Raw genomic sequence first — 19,322 nt, 5'->3', positions numbered from 1 at the left:
AATGCCGCGCGAGCAAAGCCGTTGAAAACACAGGGAAGTGACACATGAAGATCGCAGCCGTACAGTTCACGCCTACCACCGATCCTGCCGAGAACCTCGAGCAGATGCGCCGCCGTGCGGCCGAGGCGGCGGACAAGGGTGCACACGTGATCGTGTTCCCAGAACAGGCGATGGTGCTGCTGCAGGCCGTGACGATCGAGGGGCTGTCGGGCATTGCTGCGGAGTGGTGGGGCCGCTTCGAGGCCCTTACAGCTGTGCTCGCGGCGACCCACAACGCGGTCGTTGTCGCGCCCGGCTTTGAGCCGAATCCAGATGGCCTGCCGTTCAACACCACGATTGTTGTTGCGCCTGACGGCACCGAGCTCGCCCGTTACCGCAAGCTGCACCTCTACGTCGCGTTTGCCGCGAGCGAGGCCGAGCACACCGCGCCGGGCAGCGAACTGCCACCCGTGTTCGACGTCGAGGCAGGCGGCGAGAAGCTCACCTTCGGGCTCGCGAACTGCTACGACGTGCGCTTCCCAGAACTGTTTCGCAGCATGGCAGATCGCGGCGCAAACGCGATGCTGCTCGTTGCCGCATGGGCGTCGGGGCAGGGCAAAGAAGAACACTGGACAACCCTTACCCAAGCCCGCGCAATCGAGAACGTGTGCTGGTTCGTCGCCTGCGCTACCGTTGGCGGTGGATCGCGCAACGCCGCCACGGTCGGGCTCAGTCGCGTCGTCGACCCCCTCGGCACCGTGGTCTCTGCGCTCGGGCCTCGCGATGAGGGTGTGCTCGTCGCCGAGATTGGTCCCGAGGCGGTGGACCGCGCGCGCGAGTCCCTACCCGCAATCGTTAACCGGCGAATCAGGCTCGGGTACGACTTCTTGCCGTGACCGGCGCCGCCCGTGGGCGTGATCGTCGGATTCGCTACGCGAGGCCCCAGGCTTCGGATAGCCTCGCGACGATCCAGATTGCGGGGAACGCGAGCGCGACCATGAACAACGCAACCGGCAAGTTCGCGGCGATGAGTGAGCGCCCATTGAGGCTGTATCGCTGCGAAACGTAGATGATCGTGCCCGATAGGGGGCCCGTGGCTCCGGAGAGACTCCAACCCCACGCCATCGCGGTCGCGTAAAGGTACTCGCTGCCCGGCGTGAAGAGCATGAGTGCCGCCGCGATCGAGATCGACACGATCGAGTGCACACCGAGCAGCGACAGCAGCATGATCGCGACGGTGAGCAGCCAGGCCGAAAACACGGTCGGGGGCACTCCCGCAAGAGTGATGGGGAGGTTTGCGGTAAGCATTGATCCACCGACTGTGAAAATGCCCGCGGCGATGAACAGCGCCGACTCATTCGCCGAAGAGGTGAGGCCGCTCGTCGCGACCCGAGCGAATTTTGCAAGGGTCTCGCGTAGCCCGGTGCGCACTGTGCCGAAGAGGAGCGGCACGATGATCGACGCGAGCAGCACGAGCCTTGGCACCGGTGTGCCGGGAATGAGGAAGTGTGTGGCGATGACGCACCCGATGAGCGCGAGCGGCAGCCACAGCAGACTCGCCTGCAGCGGGTACCCGGGTTCGGCGAGTTCTTGCGGGGTGCGCCGCGCTGCGTTCCAGAGTGCGATGACGATGAGGATCATGACGGCTCCGGCCATTCCAGTGAGCGTCACGGGCAGCAGGTTCAGGTGCGGAAAGTAGATGACGATCAGCGCCGTAATCGCCCAGAATGGCGACCACAGTGCGGCGGTCGCGAACGAGTGTGAGACGAGCGATGCGTTGTTGCGGCTGAGCTTGCCGTTTCGCGCGAGCCGGTCGCCGACGATACCGATCGACACCATGTTGAGAACCGAGCTGAAGAAGTGCGTGAGGAATGAGGTGCGCAGGAGCGCTGCGGTGCCTGTGAGGCGTGGCTTTGGTTGGGTGAGTGTTAGCGGTACAACGCCGCGAATGAACGCGCCACCCGCGATCATCGCGACGAGGTCTTGGTTCACTCGACCAAGCTGATCCCATTCGAGCCGAGCGTCGAACACCGTTAAAGCGATGATCGCGCTCAGAACACCCACGCCGGTGAGTAGGAGCACGACGATGCGAGACTTCGCGGTGGCGACGAGGAAGCAGCCCACGAGCGCGACGAGCGCCGCGACACCCGCCACGGTGGTTTCGAGCGGAAGCGCGATAGAGACGAGTACGCACACGATGAGCGCCGCTGTCGCGAGTGAGGCGAACCGAGCCGCGTGGGAGATCGGAGGTTCGCTTGGGCGTTGAACAGAGTCTGCGCTCATTGCGTGCCTCCTTCCCGCACTCAGACCCTCACAAGTCTAGAGTTGCCTCGCACCTGTGGATTACTGCGCTCGATGTCAGTGCCCGCAGGTAGCATGGTCTTCGTGGTAGCAGCGCTGTATAGACGGTATCGGCCCGAGTCGTTCTCAGAGATGATCGGGCAGTCCCAAGTGACCGATCCGCTCATGACTGCGCTTCGCACCGGCCGCGTCGGCCACGCCTACCTGTTTAGTGGCCCCAGAGGCTGCGGCAAGACAACGAGCGCGCGCATTCTTGCGCGCTGCCTCAATTGCGCAGAGGGTCCTACTGACACTCCATGCGGCACCTGCCCGAGCTGTGTTGAGCTCAGTCGCGCGGGTGGTGGGTCGCTGGATGTAGTGGAGATTGACGCAGCAAGCCACGGTGGCGTTGACGACGCCCGAGACCTGCGCGAGCGGGCTGTATTTGCGCCGGCGCGCGACCGCTACAAAATCTTCATTATTGACGAGGCCCACATGGTCACGGCCGGTGGGTTCAACGCGCTGCTCAAGATCGTCGAAGAGCCGCCGCCACACGTGAAGTTCATCTTCGCGACGACCGAGCCCGAGAAGGTCATTGGCACGATCCGTTCGCGTACGCACCACTACCCGTTCCGCCTCATTCCTCCGGCGACCCTCATTCAGTACGTACAGCAGTTGTGCGACAGCGAGGGCATTGAGGTCGAGCCCGGCGTGCTCTCGCTCGTCGTGCGCTCCGGCGGCGGCTCGGTGCGAGACACGCTCTCGATTCTCGATCAGCTCATCGCTGGCTCTGAGGGCAATCGTGTGACCGCTGAGCGAGCCGCGGGGCTGCTCGGGTACACGCACGGCGAGCTGCTTGACGACGTTGTTGCGGCGCTCGGGTCACGCGATTCGGCCGCCGCGTTTGCCGCGACCGACCGCGTGATTCAGACCGGTCAAGACCCGAGGCGCTTTGTCGAAGACCTGCTCGAGCGGTTGCGCGATCTCATTATTGTGAATGCGACAACCGTCGACGGTGCCGCCGCTGTGCTTCGTGGTGTGCCGCAAGATCAGCTCACCCGCATGTTCGAACAGGCGCGTACTTTCGGTGCACAGGAACTCTCGAGAACCGCCGACACGGTCGCCGAGACGCTCGACCAGATGACCGGCGCGACTCCGCCAAGGCTGCACCTCGAACTCATGATTGCGCGAGCGCTCGTGAGCTTGGGCAGTGAGGCGACGCAGCCAGCGGCTGCTCAGGTGCCGCAGCAAGCCGCGGCTCCTGCTTCGGGGCAGGCTCCGCGACAGGGTGGAGTTGCCCCTCAGTCGCAGGTCCAGGCGCAGCCGTCTGTGCCTCAAAATCAGACCACTCCTGCACCGTCTGCGCCGGCACAAACTGCGCCCGCGCCGGCAACGCCCGCGCCTACAACCCCCACACCAACCAAGGTGAATGAGGTGGCGCAGACTGCAGCGTCGATCCGCGAGTTTCTGCGTAACGATGATGCCGGTGCTGCACCAACCCCAACAGCCGTGCAGATACCGCCTGCTGCACAGGCACCGCCTGCGGACAAGGCGACACGTCCAAATGAGGCACCGCGACAGAATCAGATCCCGCACCCAAACGAGGGTGCTGCAGGGTTCGGACGGCCGATCTCAGACGTGCTGAGCGCTTCGCAGATCGAGAGCATCGGCTCGGAGCCGACGAAGCCAGCTCCAGTTCCCGCGCAGGCATCCGAAGCACCAACTGGCGCGGGCTCGCCAGCACCAACACAAACACCAGCCGCGGCGCCTCCTGCAACAGCACAGGCCGCAGGAACAAACCCGGCACAATCTGCGCCGACACAGGCAGCACCCACAGCGGATGCACCTGCCGCACCCGCGGAGACAGTGCAACCAGCTGACTCAGACGGACTGCCAGGCTTCGAGGATCTCCGCGATATGTGGTCAGATCTGCTCGAAGAGTTGCTCGAGACAGATCGCGATGCCTGGAACGCAGTGCGGGTTATTGAGCCACTCGCGCTCGAGGGCGAGTTGTTGATCGTTGGTATTGCAAACAACTCAGACCTTGCCGCGTTCAAGTCGACGGGCGCAGGCCCACTCCGCGAGGCAATTCTCGGGGCGACCGGTCTCCGCGTGCAGTACAAGCCTCGCCAGGTTGCGCCGCAACGTGAGTCGCGTGAACAGCAAAGCGAACGGTCGGCACCGGCATCAGAGGAGCCTCACCGAGGAAGCCCCGATCCTTTGCGGTCTGATGACCCGGTGGAGCGAGCGGCCGCGCGCCTGAGTGCGCTCGGGCCGAAACTTGCAGCCCCCGGCTGGGCCGACCCGATACCGCCGACAGAGGCTCAGAAGCCGGTCGGGTTACAGAATCCTGTCGAACCACAGCAACCCCGACCTGCTGATCTACGGTCAGCAAGTGAGCAGCAGTCACCTGCCGAACAGTTCACTCCTGCTGCCTCGGAGCCGCTGTATGAGCCTGAACCGCTCGATGCGGGGGACGATCCACATGATGACCCGTACGCTGGGATCGCACGAGACATGCCAGAGCATGACTCTGTTGCTGAGTCAGATCGTGCATCTGTGGTGCAGACAGCGCAACGGCCCCAGGTATCACCTCAGACAATGCCAGAACCCGCAGCCCCGGCAACGCCAGCAGAGGCGGTGCCCCAGGTACAAGCGGCGACAGGGGTCGAACCCAGCGACACACCGAAGCCGTCACCAAAAGTCGCACCAAAGTTCACGCGATACGGTGAGTCGGTCGTGCGCGAGGTGCTTGGCGCAGTATTCCTCGAGGAACACCCTTTACCTGAGCACAGGAGGTAGCCGTGTACGACGGCATCGTTCAAGACCTGATCGACGAGTTCGGCAGGCTCCCGGGCATTGGTCCGAAGTCAGCGCAGCGCATTGCGTTCCACATTCTGCAAACCCAAAACTTTGACGTGTCGAGGCTCGCCTCGCTCCTCAGTGAGGTTCGCGAGAAGGTACGCTTCTGCGAGGTATGCGGCAACATCACCGAGCAGGTGCGGTGCGGCATCTGCAGCGACGCGCGCCGTGACCAGGCCATTATTTGCGTGGTCGAAGAACCAAAAGACGTCGTCGCAATCGAACGCACTCGTCAGTTCCGCGGGCTGTACCACGTGCTCGGTGGGGCGATCAGCCCGATCGACGGCATTGGCCCCGACGACCTGAGCATTCCCGCACTCATGCGCAGGCTCAGCGCAGCGACCGAAGACGGTGGTGTGCAGGTGAAAGAGGTCATCATCGCCACCGACCCAAACCTCGAGGGCGAAGCTACGGCGGCCTACCTTTCCCGACTCCTCACCAGCATTGAGGTGCCGGTTTCGCGACTCGCCTCCGGTCTGCCAGTCGGCGGCGACCTCGAGTTCGCAGACGAGGTCACGCTCGGGCGCGCATTTGAAGGTCGCCGCATCGTCGACTAACGGCGTCGATCCACCCCCTACGAGGTTGACTTGGCAGAAGAGGTTGCTTCATCTCGCGCGAAGCAGCCATTAGTGACTTCTCAATGGCTATATTCGTCTTATGGAATTGGGCCACGCGAGCAACGCGCTACTGGATTCTAATCTGATCCACCTTTGCGGGAACCAACAGGCACTGACATCTCAACATAGAAACGGCCCCCAAGACCCGCCCCGCAGGCTTCTGGTATGCGGCACGGGTTAGAATAGACCTTGGCTCAAAACTAGGAGGACCCACGTGGCATTGATCGTGCAAAAATTCGGGGGTTCGTCGGTTGCCGATGCAACAAGCATCAAGCGAGTCGCGAAGCGCATCGTCGAAACCCGTCGCGCGGGCAATGAGGTCGTCGTAGTCGTGAGCGCGATGGGCGACACCACCGATGAACTGCTCGATCTCGCAGACGAGTGCACGCCCATCGCTGCGCCCCGCGAACTCGACATGCTGCTCACCGCCGGCGAACGAATTTCGATGGCACTCCTCGCGATGACCATCAAGGGTATGGGCGTCGAAGCACTCTCATTCACGGGCAGCCAAGCAGGCATGATCACGACCGGCGATCACGGCGCTGCAAAGATCGTCGACGTCACACCGGGCCGTGTGCGCGACGCCCTCGACGGAGGCGCAGTAGCGATCGTCGCGGGCTTCCAAGGCGTGAGCCCAGACTCCAAAGACATTACGACGCTCGGCCGCGGCGGGTCGGACACGACCGCGGTTGCGCTCGCCGCAGCACTCAACGCCGACGTATGCGAAATCTACACCGATGTCGACGGCATCTTCACGACTGATCCACGCATGGCACCGCACGCACGCAAGATCGACGCGATCTCATCTGAAGAGATGCTCGAACTCGCGGCATCAGGCGCCAAGGTGCTTCACCTGCGCGCGGTCGAATACGCGAGACGCCACGGCGTCGAGATTCATGTGCGCTCCTCATTCTCAGGCGAAGAGGGCACCATCGTTTACACCCCGGCAAAGGGGCACCCGAAGGGAGACCAGATGGAAGAGTCGGTCATCACAGGCATCGCCGCTGAAGCGAGCGAAGCAAAGATTACCGTCAGCGGAGTTCCCGACGTTCCGGGGGTTGCCGCTCGAATTTTCGAGGTTGTCGCCAAGACAGACGCGAACATTGACATCATTGTGCAGAACATTTCTGCCGCTGACACGAACCGCACCGACATCTCCTTCACAGTTCCCATGGCAGAGGGCCCGAAGGTCACCGAGGCGCTTGAAGCAGAGCGCGAGAACCTCGGATACGAAACGCTGTTCTACGACGATCAGATCGCAAAGATCGCAGTCGTAGGTGCGGGCATGCGCACCTCGAGCGGTGTATCGGCTCAGTTGTTCCGCGCACTCTACGAGGCAGGAATCAACATCGAGATGATCTCAACCTCGGAGATTCGCATCTCAGTGGTCACCCGCGCCGACCTCATGGAGAAGGCCGTGCGTGTGCTGCACACCGCATTCGACCTCGACTCAGACGACGAGGCAACGGTTTACGCAGGCACCGGCCGCTAACCGGCTCACTTCGCAACCAGATTTCACAGAACAGGATCCACACACATGGCTGAATCGCAGGGCCTCTCAGTCGCGGTCGTTGGCGCGACCGGTCAGGTCGGCAAGGTGATGCGCCGTCTGCTCGACGAGCGCAACTTCCCAATCTCGAAGATTCGTTTCTTCTCGAGTGCGCGTTCGGCTGGTACGACGCTTCCGTTCCGCGGCGAAGACGTCGTCGTCGAAGATGTCGCGACCGCGGACAAGAGCGGCATCGATATCGCGCTCTTCTCGGCGGGCGGTGCCGCGTCGAAGCAGTACGCGCCAGAGTTCGCGGCCGCAGGGGCAATTGTCATCGACAACTCGAGCGCATGGCGTCTCGACCCTGAGGTTCCACTTGTGGTGAGCGAAGTGAACCCGCACGCACTCGACGACATTGTGGCAGCAGGTAGCGGCATCGTCGCGAATCCAAACTGCACAACCATGGCAGCGATGCCGGTCATGAAGGCGCTCGATGCCGCGGCAGGTCTCGAGCGCATGACGATGACCACATTCCAGGCGGTCTCAGGTTCGGGGCTCGCTGGCGTGCGCGAACTCGCGGATCAGGTCACCGCGGCGGTTTCGACGGGCAAGATCGAAGAGCTCGTACACGACGGAGAGGCCGTCGACTTTGTCGACCCCGAGGTATACGTCAAGCCCATCGCGTTTGACGTGCTGCCGCTCGCAGGATCGATCGTAGACGACGGCGAAGGCGAGACCGACGAGGAGAAGAAGCTCCGCAACGAGAGTCGCAAGATCCTCGAACTTCCAGAGCTGCTCGTCGCAGGAACCTGCGTGCGCGTGCCAGTCTTCACCGGCCACTCGCTCGCGATCCACGCAGAATTCGCAAACGAAATCTCGGCTGACCGCGCCCGCGAGGTGCTCGCAGAGGCGCCTGGTGTTGAACTCAGCGACGTTCCGACGCCGCTCGAGGCTGCCGGTCGAGACGCGTCTTATGTTGGGCGGATCCGCGAGGACCAGTCTGCACCCGCAGGCCGTGGCCTCGTGTTCTTCGTCTCCAACGACAACCTGCGCAAGGGCGCAGCACTCAACACCGTACAACTCGCAGAAACCGTAGCCCGCAAAATCGCAGGCTGACCCAGCAACACAAAGGTAGGAACCCCCGATGCCAATCAACGCGAACTTCCGGGGGATTCCCTCGGCATACCTGTTCGGCGAGGTCAACGACCGAGTACGACGGTACGAAGCGGAGCACCCAGACTCGAAGGTCTTGAAGCTCGGCGTTGGAGACGTGACGCGCCCGCTCGCACCAGCGATCATCGAGGCACTGCACAAGGCGGTAGAGGAACAGGCGCACGCTGAAACCTTCCGCGGGTACGGCAACGAGTTTGGGTACGACTTCTTGCGCGAAGCAATCGCGCAGGGGGAGTATGCGTCGATCGGTGTCGACGTTGAGGCGAGCGAGGTTTTCATCGGTGACGGTGCGAAGACCGACATGGCAAACGCGCAAGAACTGTTCACTGAGCAGGCGACCGTTGCCGTGACTGACCCGGTCTACCCGATTTACGTCGATGCGAACGCACTGGCAGGTCGTATCGGCACGTTCGAGAACGATCGATGGAACGGCCTCACCTACCTCGATTGCACCGTAGAGAACGGATTTCAGGCGCCCCTGCCGAAGCAGCCCGTAGAGATCATCTACCTGTGCTCGCCGAACAACCCGATGGGCGCTGTGCTCACGCGCGAAGAGCTCGAAGAGTGGGTTGCGTACGCGAAGGCGCATGGCGCCGTGATCCTCTACGACGTCGCGTACCGGGCATTCATTCAGGGCGACGAGATTCCCCGCTCGATCTATGAGATCGAGGGCGCCGACGAGGTCGCGATCGAATTCGGCTCATTCTCGAAGACAGCCGGCTTCACCGGTCTGCGTTGCTCATGGAGCGTCGTGCCGAAGAAGCTCGTGATCGACGGAGTGTCACTGCACGACGGTTGGGCGCGTCGCCAGGCGACCAAGTACAACGGCACCCCGTACATCGTGCAGCGCGCCGCAGAGGCCGTGTACAGCCCCGAGGGGCGCGAACAGATCGAGCAAGACATCGAGTACTACCGGCGCAACGCGAAGCTGCTCAAAGAGGCAGTGCAGAACGCCGGAATCGAGGCGGTCGGTGGTGACCACTCACCGTACATTTGGTTCCGTTGCCCAGGCGACATGAGCTCTTGGGAGTTCTTCGACCTGCTGCTCGAAGACGCACAGGTCGTCGGCACCCCCGGTGAGGGCTTCGGGCCAGCGGGCGCAGGTTACTTCAGGCTGAGTGCGTTCAACTCGTACGAGGTCACTCTTGAGGCAAGCAAGCGGCTCGCTGAGGTCTTCGCGAAGCTTACGACGCGCGAGGTATCTCTGGAGCGGTAAGCGTGATGAGGCTGGCTTCGGGTTTACAAGCGAATCGCACGGGCGCGTAGATCGAATTACCGAGGCCAGCACTCACGTTCAGGTACGCCGCCGTGTGTGCGTTGTACCAGACGCTTAAGCCCCGAGACTGCCGGTTTGGTAGGTCGCAGTTCGCAGTGAGCGAGCCGACGCCGGGAACGCGAACCTGGCCGCCGTGCGTGTGGCCCGCAAGCAGCAGTGAGGCGTCTGCTTCGAGTAGCGAGTTCAGGGCTGCCTGGTAGGGGGCGTGCACCACCCCGATCCGCACCGCTGCGTCGCTCGCGCCGAGCGATTCGCGCGCCTCGCGCATCTTGGCTTCATCGTCGAGCTTGATATGTGGATCACCAAGCCCAAACAGTTCAAGCTCGGTGCCGCGTAGTTCGAGCGTCGTCGCAGCATTATTGAGGTCGATGAATCCGAGGCCTTCGAGCCCATGGGTGAGGGCCGCGTTGTCGATGTCTTGCTCACGGGTTGCAAGCCTGCTGGGCTCTTTGAGGTAGCGAAGTGGGTTCTTGAACCTGGGGCCATAATAGTCGTTCGAACCGTGGACGAAGACTGCGGGCACGTCTGAGAACGCCTCGAGCATATTGAGCAGTGCTGGCCTGGCCTGCGTGTGCCCCATGAGGTCGCCCGTGAGTACGAGCAGGTCTGGGTTCAGGTTGCGGAGCGACCGCACCCAGTTGATCTTGCCGACCTGCCACGGTGCGAGGTGCAGATCAGAGAGCTGCAGCACCCTTAGCGGCGCGGCTCCAGCCGGAAGAACCGGCACCGTATGGCGGCGAATCGTAAAGAGACGTCGCTCGATAAGTGTGGACCACACCAAGACACCAGCCGCGGTACCAATTACCGCGGCTGTGCCTGGTCGTCGGCTACTCGTCTTCGCCACAGGTGACGGTGAGCGTAATTGTCGAGTTAAAGCGTGTTTCGGTGCCGCTGCCCGGTGAAACCGACTTCACTTCGCTGCGGTTCGGGTGAGGCTGGCCGTCGCCGCCCTCACACACGAGGTTCACCGACGTGAAGTTCGCGGCTCTGAGCGCAGACTCCGCGTCCCTCCCACTCATTCCGGTGAGTCCGTCTGGAACCTTGCCAGAGTTACCGAGGCTGCGGTACACGGTGACTTCTGAGCCGAGCGGAACTTCGTCGCCCGCCTTCGGATCGGTGCGCGCCACCATGCCCTTCGGCTGTGATGAGTCAACCTCTCCGCCATCGCGAACTGAGAACCCTGCGGTCTCGAGGGCGCTCTTCGCGTCTTCGAAAGTTTGCCCAGCGAAATCGGGCACCTTAACGAGGGTCTGCTTGAGCGCGGCCGCTGCCGGATCGCCGAAGCCCTCGCCGCCATACTTCTGGTCTGCGACGTACATAACCTCAGGCCAGATGCGGCTGTCTGCTGCGGTGAGGCCCTGGTAGCCGCCGAAGTTTCGAGTATCGACGCGAGCACAGTTGTTATCGCTGTAACAGAACGGGGCCGCGTTGCCGACCCACGTCGCGGTCGAGACCTTGCTCGATGCACCGATGGTCCAGTTGTCGATGTAGTCGTCGGTGGTACCGGTCTTTGCGAGGTGCGGAATACCGAACGCCGAAGCAGCGTGACGCGCGAGTCCGTTCGAGATCGCGTTCTGTAACACGTAAGCGACGCCAGCAGCTACGTCAGACGACATGGCCTCTGAACACGTGCTCTTCTGGAACGGTACTGGCTCGCCATCTGGCCCGGTGATCGAGTCAATCGCTACCGGGGTGCAAGTGGTGCCACCGCCAGCAAATGACGCGTACGCCGTAGACATGGTGAGAGGCGACATCTCGTCAACACCACCGAAGGTGTTCGACGGGGTGCGGGTGAGGTTGTACGTGTCGTTGTTCGGCATGTCTGGGTTCGTGGCCTTGCTTGCGCGGTGCATGCCCATCTTCTCGGCCATGTCGAACGTGCCGCACAGGTCCATCTTCTGCTGCATCGAGACGACACCACCGTTGAGCGACTGCGCGATCGTGGTCATAACCGTCTGGTTGCCCTGCACTCCAAGGTTGTCGTTGCCGAACTTCCAGTCGCCATAGCCATACACGCCGCCAGGCATACAGCTCGCCTTAAAGCTCTGCAGCTGCACGGTACGTCCGCTCACGTTCACGATGTCGCGAACCGAGTGCCCCGTGCGGATCCACTCAGCAAGCGTAACCGGCTTGAACGTCGAACCAACCTGGAAGCCGCTTGATCCACCATCTTCAAAATCGGTGCCGTAGTTGATCGCTGTGTATCCCTGGGATTGGAGGGATTCGTCGGTGCTAAACGGTCTATTCTGTGCCATGACCAGCACGCGGCCCGTGTTCACCTCAGTACTCACAGTCGCGCTGCCGACGTCGATGCCATCCATTGTCTGGGCCACGTTCGCGCGGGTCGCGTCGACCGCCGCCTTCTGCATGTCGAGATCGATCGTGGTCACGATGTCGTAGCCGCCGCGGCGCATGTTGAACTCGCGGGTCTCAGGATCTGAGCCGAACTCAGGGTCTTGCTTGAGCTGACGCTGTACGTAATCACAGAAGTGACCGAGCCCGTAAGTGGCCTCCGCAGCGGCACAGCCCTGAATACGTGGCGTGATCTTGGGCTCGACCGGGGTCTCAACAGCCTCGTCGTACTGAGCCTGAGTGATCTTGCCGTGCGTGAGCATCTGCTTGAGGATCAAATTGCGGCGCTCGGTATTCGCAGGAATGTTCTCCTCGATATCGAGCTGGTATCGCGTCGGTGAGTTCACGATCGCGATGAGGCTCGCGGCCTGCGGCAGGGTCAGGTCTTTCGCTGTCGTACCAAAGTAATAGTGGGCAGCAGATTCGATGCCGTACACCGTGCGACCGAAGAGCGTGATGTTCAAATACCCGGTGATGATCTCATCTTTGGTGAACTGCTTTTCAACACCAATCGCAAGCTTCATTTCCTTCAGCTTGCGATCCATATCTTGGCGCATCGCATCGTTATAGGCTTCCTTCTGCGCTTCCTCATTAGGAATCGCAGTCGCCTCTTGCACGAGCACGTTGCGCACGTACTGCATCGTGATCGTCGAGGCGCCTGAGAGGTCATCGCCCGTCATGTTCTGGATCACTGCGCGTGATGCCGCGAGGGCGTCAACGCCGCCGTGCGTATAGAACCGCGGATCTTCAATCGCGACGAGTGCGTCAGTGACGTACGGCGAGATCTGATCGAACTCGACCGGCTCGCGGTCTTGATCATAGAACTCGGCAAACTGCACCTTCTTGCCGTCTTTCATCGCCGACAGTGTCGTCGGAAGTGCGAGCTGACCAGGCTTCAGGTTGCCTGGCAGGTTCTCAAAGATGCTTACCGCTGAGGTCGCCGCAGCGCCTGTCAGGGCGACGACTGGAGTAATTGCAGCTGTTACGAGGATGCCTGCGATCGCGCTCATTGCGAGCATTCCTAGGATTCCTCCGAGTACGCCGCCGGCTGAACGGGGCTTTGCGGTGCGCACTCTCGAAGACTTGGTGGCCTTTGGGGTCATAGACTCTAGGGTAAGTGACGTTGCTGAAAATCAGCGCCGCTCGCGTCGATTTGCGACGCAATTTTCACGAAGAACCAAGATAGGAGTCTGTGTGTCCGACACGACAGAGACCGAACGCTGGGAGTATTTCGTCACTCCATTGCTGCTGCACAATGAGGCGCAGATTCTGAACAATTGGGGATCGCAGGGGTGGGAGCTCGTGCAGATCATTGAAGGCCCTGCCGGCGGAAACGTCGCGTACATGAAGAGAAAGGCCTGAAATGGCAACGGTTATTGAAGATCGCGTTCGCGAACTCGGATTCGAGATTCCTGAGGTCGCTGCGGCGGTTGCCGCGTATGTGCCTGCGCTGCGCGACGGCAACTACGTCTACACCTCAGGTCAGCTTCCCTTCGTCGATGGCGGGCTGCCTGCAGTTGGCAAGGTAGGCGAGGGCGAGGGGCTAGTTGATCCCGAAACCGCCGCCGAGCTCGCGCAGACTTGCGCGCTCAATGCACTCGCTGCGGTTCGCGGTCTCGTTGGATCGCTCGACAAGGTCGAGCAGGTAGTGAAGGTCAACGCTTTCGTAGCCTCCGATCCATCATTCACCGGCCAGCCAACCGTGGCGAACGGCGCTTCGGTCTTCCTCGGCAAGGTCTTCGGTGACTCGGGCATTCACGCGCGCTCAGCCGTTGGCGTCGCGGTGCTTCCGCTCGATGCGCCAGTGGAGATCGAGTTCGTGTTCCGCGTGCGCGACTAGTTAGTTCACAAATGTGCGCAGGAATGTGCGTCTTTCCGATGGGATTTGACGCACATTCCTGCGCACATTTTTGTTTTAGTGTGACTATGCGTTTGCCGACGCAGCTCGCCACCCCTCGCTTCGCTCCGTGGGCTGCCGCCGTGGGCGGCACAGCGAGCTGCGCAAACGCTACGCGTTTGCCGACGCAGCTCGCTCCGCAACCACTCGGTCGGAGATGGTCTGCATCACCATGGTGTCCGCGAGGGTCGTGGTATCACCGATGGTGCGGCCCTCAGCCGCGTCCTTCAGCAAGCGTCGCATGATCTTGCCCGAGCGCGTCTTCGGCAGCTCGTTCACAACGAACACGTTGCGTGGCCGGGCGATTGCCCCGATATGGCTAGCGACGTGCTTCTTGAGCTCCGCCTCAGCCTCAGCCTCGGTGAGCAGCTGCTGCTGCGACTTCAAGATAACGAACGCAACCACGGCCTGACCGGTCGTCTCGTCGTCGGCACCAACCACGGCGGCCTCTGCAACTGCGTGGTGTCCGACGAGCGCTGACTCAATCTCGGTCGTTGAGAGACGGTGACCCGACACATTCATGACGTCGTCGACGCGACCCATGAACCAGACGTCGCCGTCCTCGTCGAGCCTTGCACCGTCGCCAGCGAAGTACTTGTCGCCGAACTTCTCCCAGTAGGTATCGATAAAGCGCTGGTCATCACCCCAAATGGTGCGAACCATTGCTGGCCACGGACGCTCGACGACGAGCAGGCCGCCCTGGCCCCGATCCACTTTGTCACCCGACTCGTCGAGCACGCTCACCGCGATGCCCGGCTGCGCAATTTGCGAACTGCCCGGCTTGAGTGATGTGAGTCCCGGCAACGGCGCCACCATAATTGCGCCGGTCTCGGTCTGCCACCACGTATCGACGATCGGCACCTGACTCGCGCCAATGACCTCGTGGTACCAGCGCCAAGCCTCGGGGTTGATCGGCTCACCAACTGAACCGAGCAGGCGGATGCTCGAAAGGTCGTACTTCTCGGGTACTTGGCGGCCGACCTTCATGAACGAGCGGATCGCCGTGGGCGCGGTGTAGAAGGTCGTGACGCCGTACTTCTGGATAATCTCCCACCAGCGACCCCAATCTGGGGTGTCGGGGGTGCCTTCGTACACGACCTGGGTCGCGCCGTTCGCGAGTGGCCCGTAGACGATGTAACTGTGGCCGGTGACCCAGCCCACGTCGGCGGTGCACCACCAGACATCGCTCTCGGGCTTGAGATCGAAGACATCGCTGTGCGTGGTGGTGACCTGGGTGAGGTAGCCGCCCGAGGTGTGGAGGATGCCCTTCGGCCGGCCCGTGGTGCCCGACGTGTACAGGATGAAGAGGGGATTCTCAGCAGGGAAGCCCTGCGCCTGGTGCTCACCGTCGTAGGCGGTGATCTCTTCGTGCCACCACAGGTCGCGCCCCGATTCCATGGTGATGTCGTTCTTGCCGCGTTGCACGACGAGTACGTGCTTCACGGTAGAAGGCTTGCCGTCGGCATCGTCGAGCTCAAGTGCCTGGTCAACGACAGGCTTGAGCGGCGAAACACGGCCCTTGCGGTAGCCGCCGTCTGCGGTAATCACGAGCTCTGCCTCTGCGTCATCGATGCGCGCGCGAAGGCTCTCGGCACTGAAGCCGCCAAACACGACAGAGTGCGCCGCGCCGAGACGGGCGACCGCGAGCATCGAGATGATGGTCTCGGGAATCATCGGCATGTAGATCGCGACCCGGTCACCAGCGGTGACGCCGAGGCTCGTGAGCATGTTCGCGGCGCGCTTCACTTCGTAGGTGAGCTCGGCATAGGTGATTGAGCGGCTGTCGCCGGGCTCTCCCTCGAAGTGGATCGCCACACGATCACCGAGCCCGTTCGCTACGTGGCGGTCGAGGCAGTTCGCCGCAACATTGAGCTCGCCATCTTGGAACCACTTCGCGAACGGCGGGTTCGTCCAATCGAGTACCTCGGTGAACGGCTTCGTCCAGGTAAGTCGAGTTCTCGCCTGCTCTGCCCAGTAACCTTCAGGATCCGCCGCAGCACGGAGGTAGATCTCCGAGTTGTTCTGGTTCGCTTGAGCGCGGAACTCTGCCGAAGGCGGGTAGGTGTCGGGGGTTTCGTGTGCGAGAGAAGAAAGACTCTCGATTGTGCCGTGATCGTCGCTCATGGCTGCCCTTTCATCGCTAAACATCATTGTCCTTTGCCATGTTAGACCCGCAAGCTCCGTGCACAGTCCGCCCGAAAGTAGGTATGCGGGTGGGGTTGTCCACATTTCGCAGAAATCGCCTTTCTGCGCTCACCCGAACCTATGTACTGGGGTGATGTCACTACGATCCACCAAACTCGGCACCGATGTGCGGCGCGTTCTCGGCGGTCTGCTGCCGCTCATCGACGATCCCACGCTGCGTGACCTCATGATTCACGTGCAAGACGGAGCCGGGAGGCTCTTTCTCGACCGAGGAAGCGGTGCTGAGCATGTGAGGGGCTGGGTGGTTCCCGAAGACATGGTCAATCGGTTCGCGATTGCTCTCATTGCGGCCGGCGGGCGGCACCTTGACGAACTCAACCCGTGCGCCGACGTGCGGCTCGGAGACGGGATTCGGGTGCACGCTGTGCTCGCACCCGTCGCTGCCTTCGGCACAGTGGTGTCGATCCGCGTGCCTGCAACACAGGCTGCCTCGTTTGATGAGCTCGTGAGCGCCGGGTTGTGTGGGCACGCGACCGCGAGCATGCTCGCGCGCGATGTGGTGGATCGGCGCAACCTTCTCATCACCGGCGGTACTGGCAGCGGCAAAACCACCCTGCTCACCTCGCTCCTGTCACTCGTTCATCCGAGCGAACGCATCATCACAATCGAAGATGTTGCGGAGCTCAGACCCCGACACGACCATCACATTGCGCTTGAAACGCGGCAAACAAACATTGAGGGCGCTGGTGAAGTATCGCTCGAACGGCTATTGCGCGAGGCGCTTCGCATGCGCCCCGACCGCATCGTATTGGGCGAGTGCCGCGGCGCAGAGATCGCGACGCTGCTCGCCGCGCTCAACACCGGGCATGAGGGCGGCGCTGGCACGCTCCACGCCAATAGCCTGCGCGACGTGCCCGCGCGACTCGAGGCGCTCGGGTTTCTCGCGGGGCTGCCGCCCGAAGCGCTAGCCCCGCAGGTGGTGTCGGCGTTCCACACGATCGTGCACGTGAGTCGCCATGCCGGTCACCATCGCATCGAACAGGTCGGCAGATTCACCCTTGGCGCCTCTAGTGAATTGGGGGTGGAAGTCCGTGAGATTGGCTCTGCTTAATAGGCTAAAGGGTTCTCGCGAGGACGAGCCCGAAGAGGTGACCGCGGTATCGATCGCCGCGCGATCCGCCGCACTGCTTCGGGGTGGATTGCACCCGGTGCAGGTAATGCGCTCGCTCGCGCGAGAGACCGTGAGTCCTCTGCTACTCAATGTGGTCGAGCGGATCGACATGGGTGAGAAACCGGGAGACGCGCTCGCCGAGATTGACGGCCCCGATTGGCGAGTGCTCGGCGCAGCATGGAACCTCGCCGAGCAGAGTGGAGCAGCGTTCGCGCCAGTGCTTGACCGAATCGCGCTTGCGCTGCGGAGCATCGACGAACTCAGCGCGCGCAGGGAGGTGCTGCTCGCCGCACCACGCATGACGATCCGTCTTGTGGCCTGGCTGCCACTCGCCTCGGTCGGGGTCGGGGTACTGCTCGGCTTCGATCCGCTGCCCGTGTTTCTCACCCCGCTCGGCGCTGGGCTGCTCGTCTTCGGTCTGCTTCTGCAACTGCTCGGCCTACAGTGGACCCGCAAGCTCACTCGACAGGTCGAAGCGCAAGACCGTGTGGCGGGCCTCGAATGCGAACTCATGTGGATCGCGCTCTCTGGTGGCGCGCCGCCGGGCCGCGCGCGGGTGCGCGTCGCCGATGCGGTGTCAGATGCTCGCGCCGAGTGGATCGAGTTCGCCAGCCTCTGCCGCGGAACGCCGCTTGATCAGGCCCTACAAGAGGCGGTCAATGTTGGTGTGCCCGCCTCCTCGCTGCTTCTCGACGCGGCCCACACGCAGCGCGCGCAGACCCAGGCAGAACTCGAGCGCGCGGCCGAGCGGTTGGGCGTGCGAATTCTTGTGCCAATCGCGACGTGCATACTGCCAGCGTTCATCGTGCTCGGGGTGTTCCCCGTCATCGTGCGGCTCGTCAGCAGCGTGTTTCCGGTCGCTTCGGCGATCTGACCGCTTCTTCACAGTGCGCGTTTACGCAGAAGGCATATGAACTTTTCCACATTTCGATTGAAAGGCGCTTGGGCCGTCACGATTCCGACGACGATAACTGGCAGAGACAGATTCCGTCTCGCAACCGAACGATTGGAGCACAACATGGAGCGCACACTTACACGCGACAACGACGAACTCGAGGAACTTCTGCGGCTCGGGTTTCCGGCAGAGCCTGCCAAACCAGAGCATTCGCGACGCTCGGTGCGTGGCAGATTCGCTAGATGGCGCGCGTCGAGAGTTGCGCGAGAACTTGCCGAAGACGACCGCGGCGCCGTCACTGCTGAATACGCGCTGATCATCATGGCGGCGGTAGCGTTTGCGGGGCTATTGATCGTCATCTTGCGTTCAGATGAGGTGCGCCAGATGCTGCTGACGCTTGTGCAAAATGCGCTGAACAGTGCGGGCTAAACGAGCACGAGCATTGCGTGACCTTGTAAAGGAGGACCGCGGGTCGGTGACGGCTGAGTTCGCGCTCACTGTTCCCGCGGTACTCCTTATTCTCGGGCTGGTGCTCGGAAGTATCCACCTCGCCGCAGAGCGGGTGTCGCTCGTATCATTTGCTGGTGAGCTTGCCAGGCTCGAAGCCAGAGGAGACGCGGCGCTCGCAGCGCAACGCGTGTCGCAATCCGGCTCCCAGGTCTCGATCCAGCGCGAAAATGATGGGCGATTGCTGTGCATCACCGCGACCGCATCACCTCAGTCTGGGCTGCTTTCGGCGCTCCATATCTCAGGCACAGGTTGCGCCGCACTGTCAGCTGCCGTAAGCGGGTAGATGACGATGAGCACCCCAATCATGGCTGCGATCGCCGCCGGAGTCCTCATTATTGGAACACCTGCCCTCGTCGCCTCAAACGCTGTGGCGGCAGGTGCCCGAGCGGCGAGTGCTGCCGATGCTGCCGCGCTCGCGGCGGCCGACGCCTCGGTTGGGCTCTCCACTGTCGTGGTGGAGGATCCGTGCGCGCTCGCCGCGGAGGTTGCGGAGCGCAATAACCTGGAGCTTCGAGCGTGCGAGGTTGACGGATCGAGTGGGAGTGCTCGGGTGACAACGGTCGCCCGCACCGGGCTTGTTTCGGTGTCAAGATCGGCCCACGCCGGTCCGCCTGAGGCGGGTGGTTCGGCATAGGTTTCTCTGGCGGGATAATGGATTTACATCTTTGTGTGTGTA

Annotated in this window: 17 protein-coding genes; 13 read left to right on the top strand and 4 right to left on the bottom strand. The window is 62.3% G+C overall.

Going from position 1 to position 19,322, the window contains the following annotated elements; all coding sequences use genetic code 11:
- The first annotated feature begins 44 nt into the window (after nt 1–44).
- Nucleotides 45–875, top strand: coding sequence for a nitrilase-related carbon-nitrogen hydrolase (locus tag H9L06_RS05145; protein WP_187556140.1), 831 nt, complete (start codon nt 45–47; stop codon nt 873–875).
- A gap of 34 nt (nt 876–909) precedes the next feature.
- On the opposite strand, the gene H9L06_RS05140 is transcribed toward H9L06_RS05145, so the two are convergent.
- Nucleotides 910–2,262, bottom strand: a complete 1,353-nt coding sequence (locus H9L06_RS05140) for a hypothetical protein (RefSeq protein WP_187556139.1) — start codon at nt 2,260–2,262, stop codon at nt 910–912.
- Between the two features lie 102 nt (nt 2,263–2,364).
- On the opposite strand from H9L06_RS05140, the gene H9L06_RS05135 reads away from it, so the two are divergent.
- The 5 genes from H9L06_RS05135 (at nt 2,365) to H9L06_RS05115 (ending at nt 9,616) form a co-directional block, all read left to right on the top strand.
- Nucleotides 2,365–5,061: a DNA polymerase III subunit gamma and tau gene (locus tag H9L06_RS05135; protein ID WP_187556138.1), complete on the top strand. Its 2,697-nt coding sequence runs from the start codon at nt 2,365–2,367 to the stop codon at nt 5,059–5,061.
- Nucleotides 5,062–5,063: 2 nt separating this feature from the next.
- On the top strand, nt 5,064–5,678 hold the full coding sequence (recR, locus tag H9L06_RS05130) for a recombination mediator RecR (protein WP_187556137.1): 615 nt from the start codon (nt 5,064–5,066) through the stop codon (nt 5,676–5,678).
- Between the two features lie 274 nt (nt 5,679–5,952).
- Nucleotides 5,953–7,230, top strand: coding sequence for an aspartate kinase (locus H9L06_RS05125; protein WP_187556136.1), 1,278 nt, complete (start codon nt 5,953–5,955; stop codon nt 7,228–7,230).
- 45 nt (nt 7,231–7,275) lie between these two features.
- Entirely contained in the window at nt 7,276–8,343 is a 1,068-nt protein-coding gene (locus tag H9L06_RS05120; protein ID WP_187556135.1) for an aspartate-semialdehyde dehydrogenase, read from the top strand.
- Nucleotides 8,344–8,371: 28 nt separating this feature from the next.
- On the top strand, nt 8,372–9,616 hold the full coding sequence (locus tag H9L06_RS05115) for an LL-diaminopimelate aminotransferase (RefSeq protein ID WP_187556134.1): 1,245 nt from the start codon (nt 8,372–8,374) through the stop codon (nt 9,614–9,616).
- Here H9L06_RS05115 and H9L06_RS05110 read toward each other — a convergent pair.
- The gene (locus H9L06_RS05110) at nt 9,585–10,520 is read right to left on the bottom strand and encodes a metallophosphoesterase (RefSeq protein WP_187556133.1); all 936 of its coding nucleotides are present in this window, start codon (nt 10,518–10,520) and stop codon (nt 9,585–9,587) included. The genes H9L06_RS05115 and H9L06_RS05110 overlap by 32 nt on opposite strands.
- Nucleotides 10,504–13,131 carry a transglycosylase domain-containing protein gene (locus tag H9L06_RS05105; RefSeq protein ID WP_246454508.1) on the bottom strand — a complete coding sequence of 876 codons (2,628 nt, stop codon included), beginning with the start codon at nt 13,129–13,131 and terminating at the stop codon, nt 10,504–10,506. The genes H9L06_RS05110 and H9L06_RS05105 overlap by 17 nt, the downstream gene beginning before the upstream one ends.
- Nucleotides 13,132–13,222: 91 nt before the next feature.
- Between H9L06_RS05105 and sp36 the strand changes: the two genes are divergently transcribed.
- Both sp36 and H9L06_RS05095 read left to right on the top strand, forming a co-directional pair.
- Complete coding sequence (gene sp36 / locus H9L06_RS05100) at nt 13,223–13,390, top strand: Sp36 family protein (protein WP_187556132.1); 168 nt, start codon at nt 13,223–13,225, stop codon at nt 13,388–13,390.
- A gap of 1 nt (nt 13,391) precedes the next feature.
- Nucleotides 13,392–13,868, top strand: a complete 477-nt coding sequence (locus tag H9L06_RS05095; protein ID WP_187556131.1) for a RidA family protein — start codon at nt 13,392–13,394, stop codon at nt 13,866–13,868.
- A gap of 168 nt (nt 13,869–14,036) precedes the next feature.
- Here H9L06_RS05095 and acs read toward each other — a convergent pair whose 3' ends face one another.
- Entirely contained in the window at nt 14,037–16,049 is a 2,013-nt protein-coding gene (gene acs, locus H9L06_RS05090; protein ID WP_187556130.1) for an acetate--CoA ligase, read from the bottom strand.
- A gap of 154 nt (nt 16,050–16,203) precedes the next feature.
- Between acs and H9L06_RS05085 the strand changes: the two genes are divergently transcribed.
- Genes H9L06_RS05085 through H9L06_RS05065 form a run of 5 tightly spaced genes read left to right on the top strand, consistent with a single transcriptional unit; the run spans nt 16,204 to nt 19,280 of the window.
- Nucleotides 16,204–17,181, top strand: a complete 978-nt coding sequence (locus H9L06_RS05085; protein ID WP_187556129.1) for a TadA family conjugal transfer-associated ATPase — start codon at nt 16,204–16,206, stop codon at nt 17,179–17,181.
- Between the two features lie 37 nt (nt 17,182–17,218).
- Nucleotides 17,219–18,115 (top strand): type II secretion system F family protein, encoded by an 897-nt coding sequence (locus H9L06_RS05080; RefSeq protein ID WP_187556128.1) that lies wholly within the window; start codon nt 17,219–17,221, stop codon nt 18,113–18,115.
- Between the two features lie 36 nt (nt 18,116–18,151).
- Nucleotides 18,152–18,565 carry a DUF4244 domain-containing protein gene (locus H9L06_RS05075; RefSeq protein WP_246454507.1) on the top strand — a complete coding sequence of 138 codons (414 nt, stop codon included), beginning with the start codon at nt 18,152–18,154 and terminating at the stop codon, nt 18,563–18,565.
- A gap of 13 nt (nt 18,566–18,578) precedes the next feature.
- Nucleotides 18,579–18,929 carry a TadE family type IV pilus minor pilin gene (locus H9L06_RS05070; protein WP_187556127.1) on the top strand — a complete coding sequence of 117 codons (351 nt, stop codon included), beginning with the start codon at nt 18,579–18,581 and terminating at the stop codon, nt 18,927–18,929.
- Between the two features lie 6 nt (nt 18,930–18,935).
- Nucleotides 18,936–19,280: an Rv3654c family TadE-like protein gene (locus H9L06_RS05065; RefSeq protein WP_246454506.1), complete on the top strand. Its 345-nt coding sequence runs from the start codon at nt 18,936–18,938 to the stop codon at nt 19,278–19,280.
- The last annotated feature ends 42 nt before the right edge of the window (nt 19,281–19,322 follow it).

The organism is Leucobacter denitrificans, from assembly GCF_014396385.1.
Classification (GTDB): Bacteria; Actinomycetota; Actinomycetes; order Actinomycetales; family Microbacteriaceae; genus Leucobacter; species Leucobacter denitrificans.
Note: the sequence above shows the minus strand (reverse complement) of the source record. Positions and strands in the feature narration are given on the sequence as shown.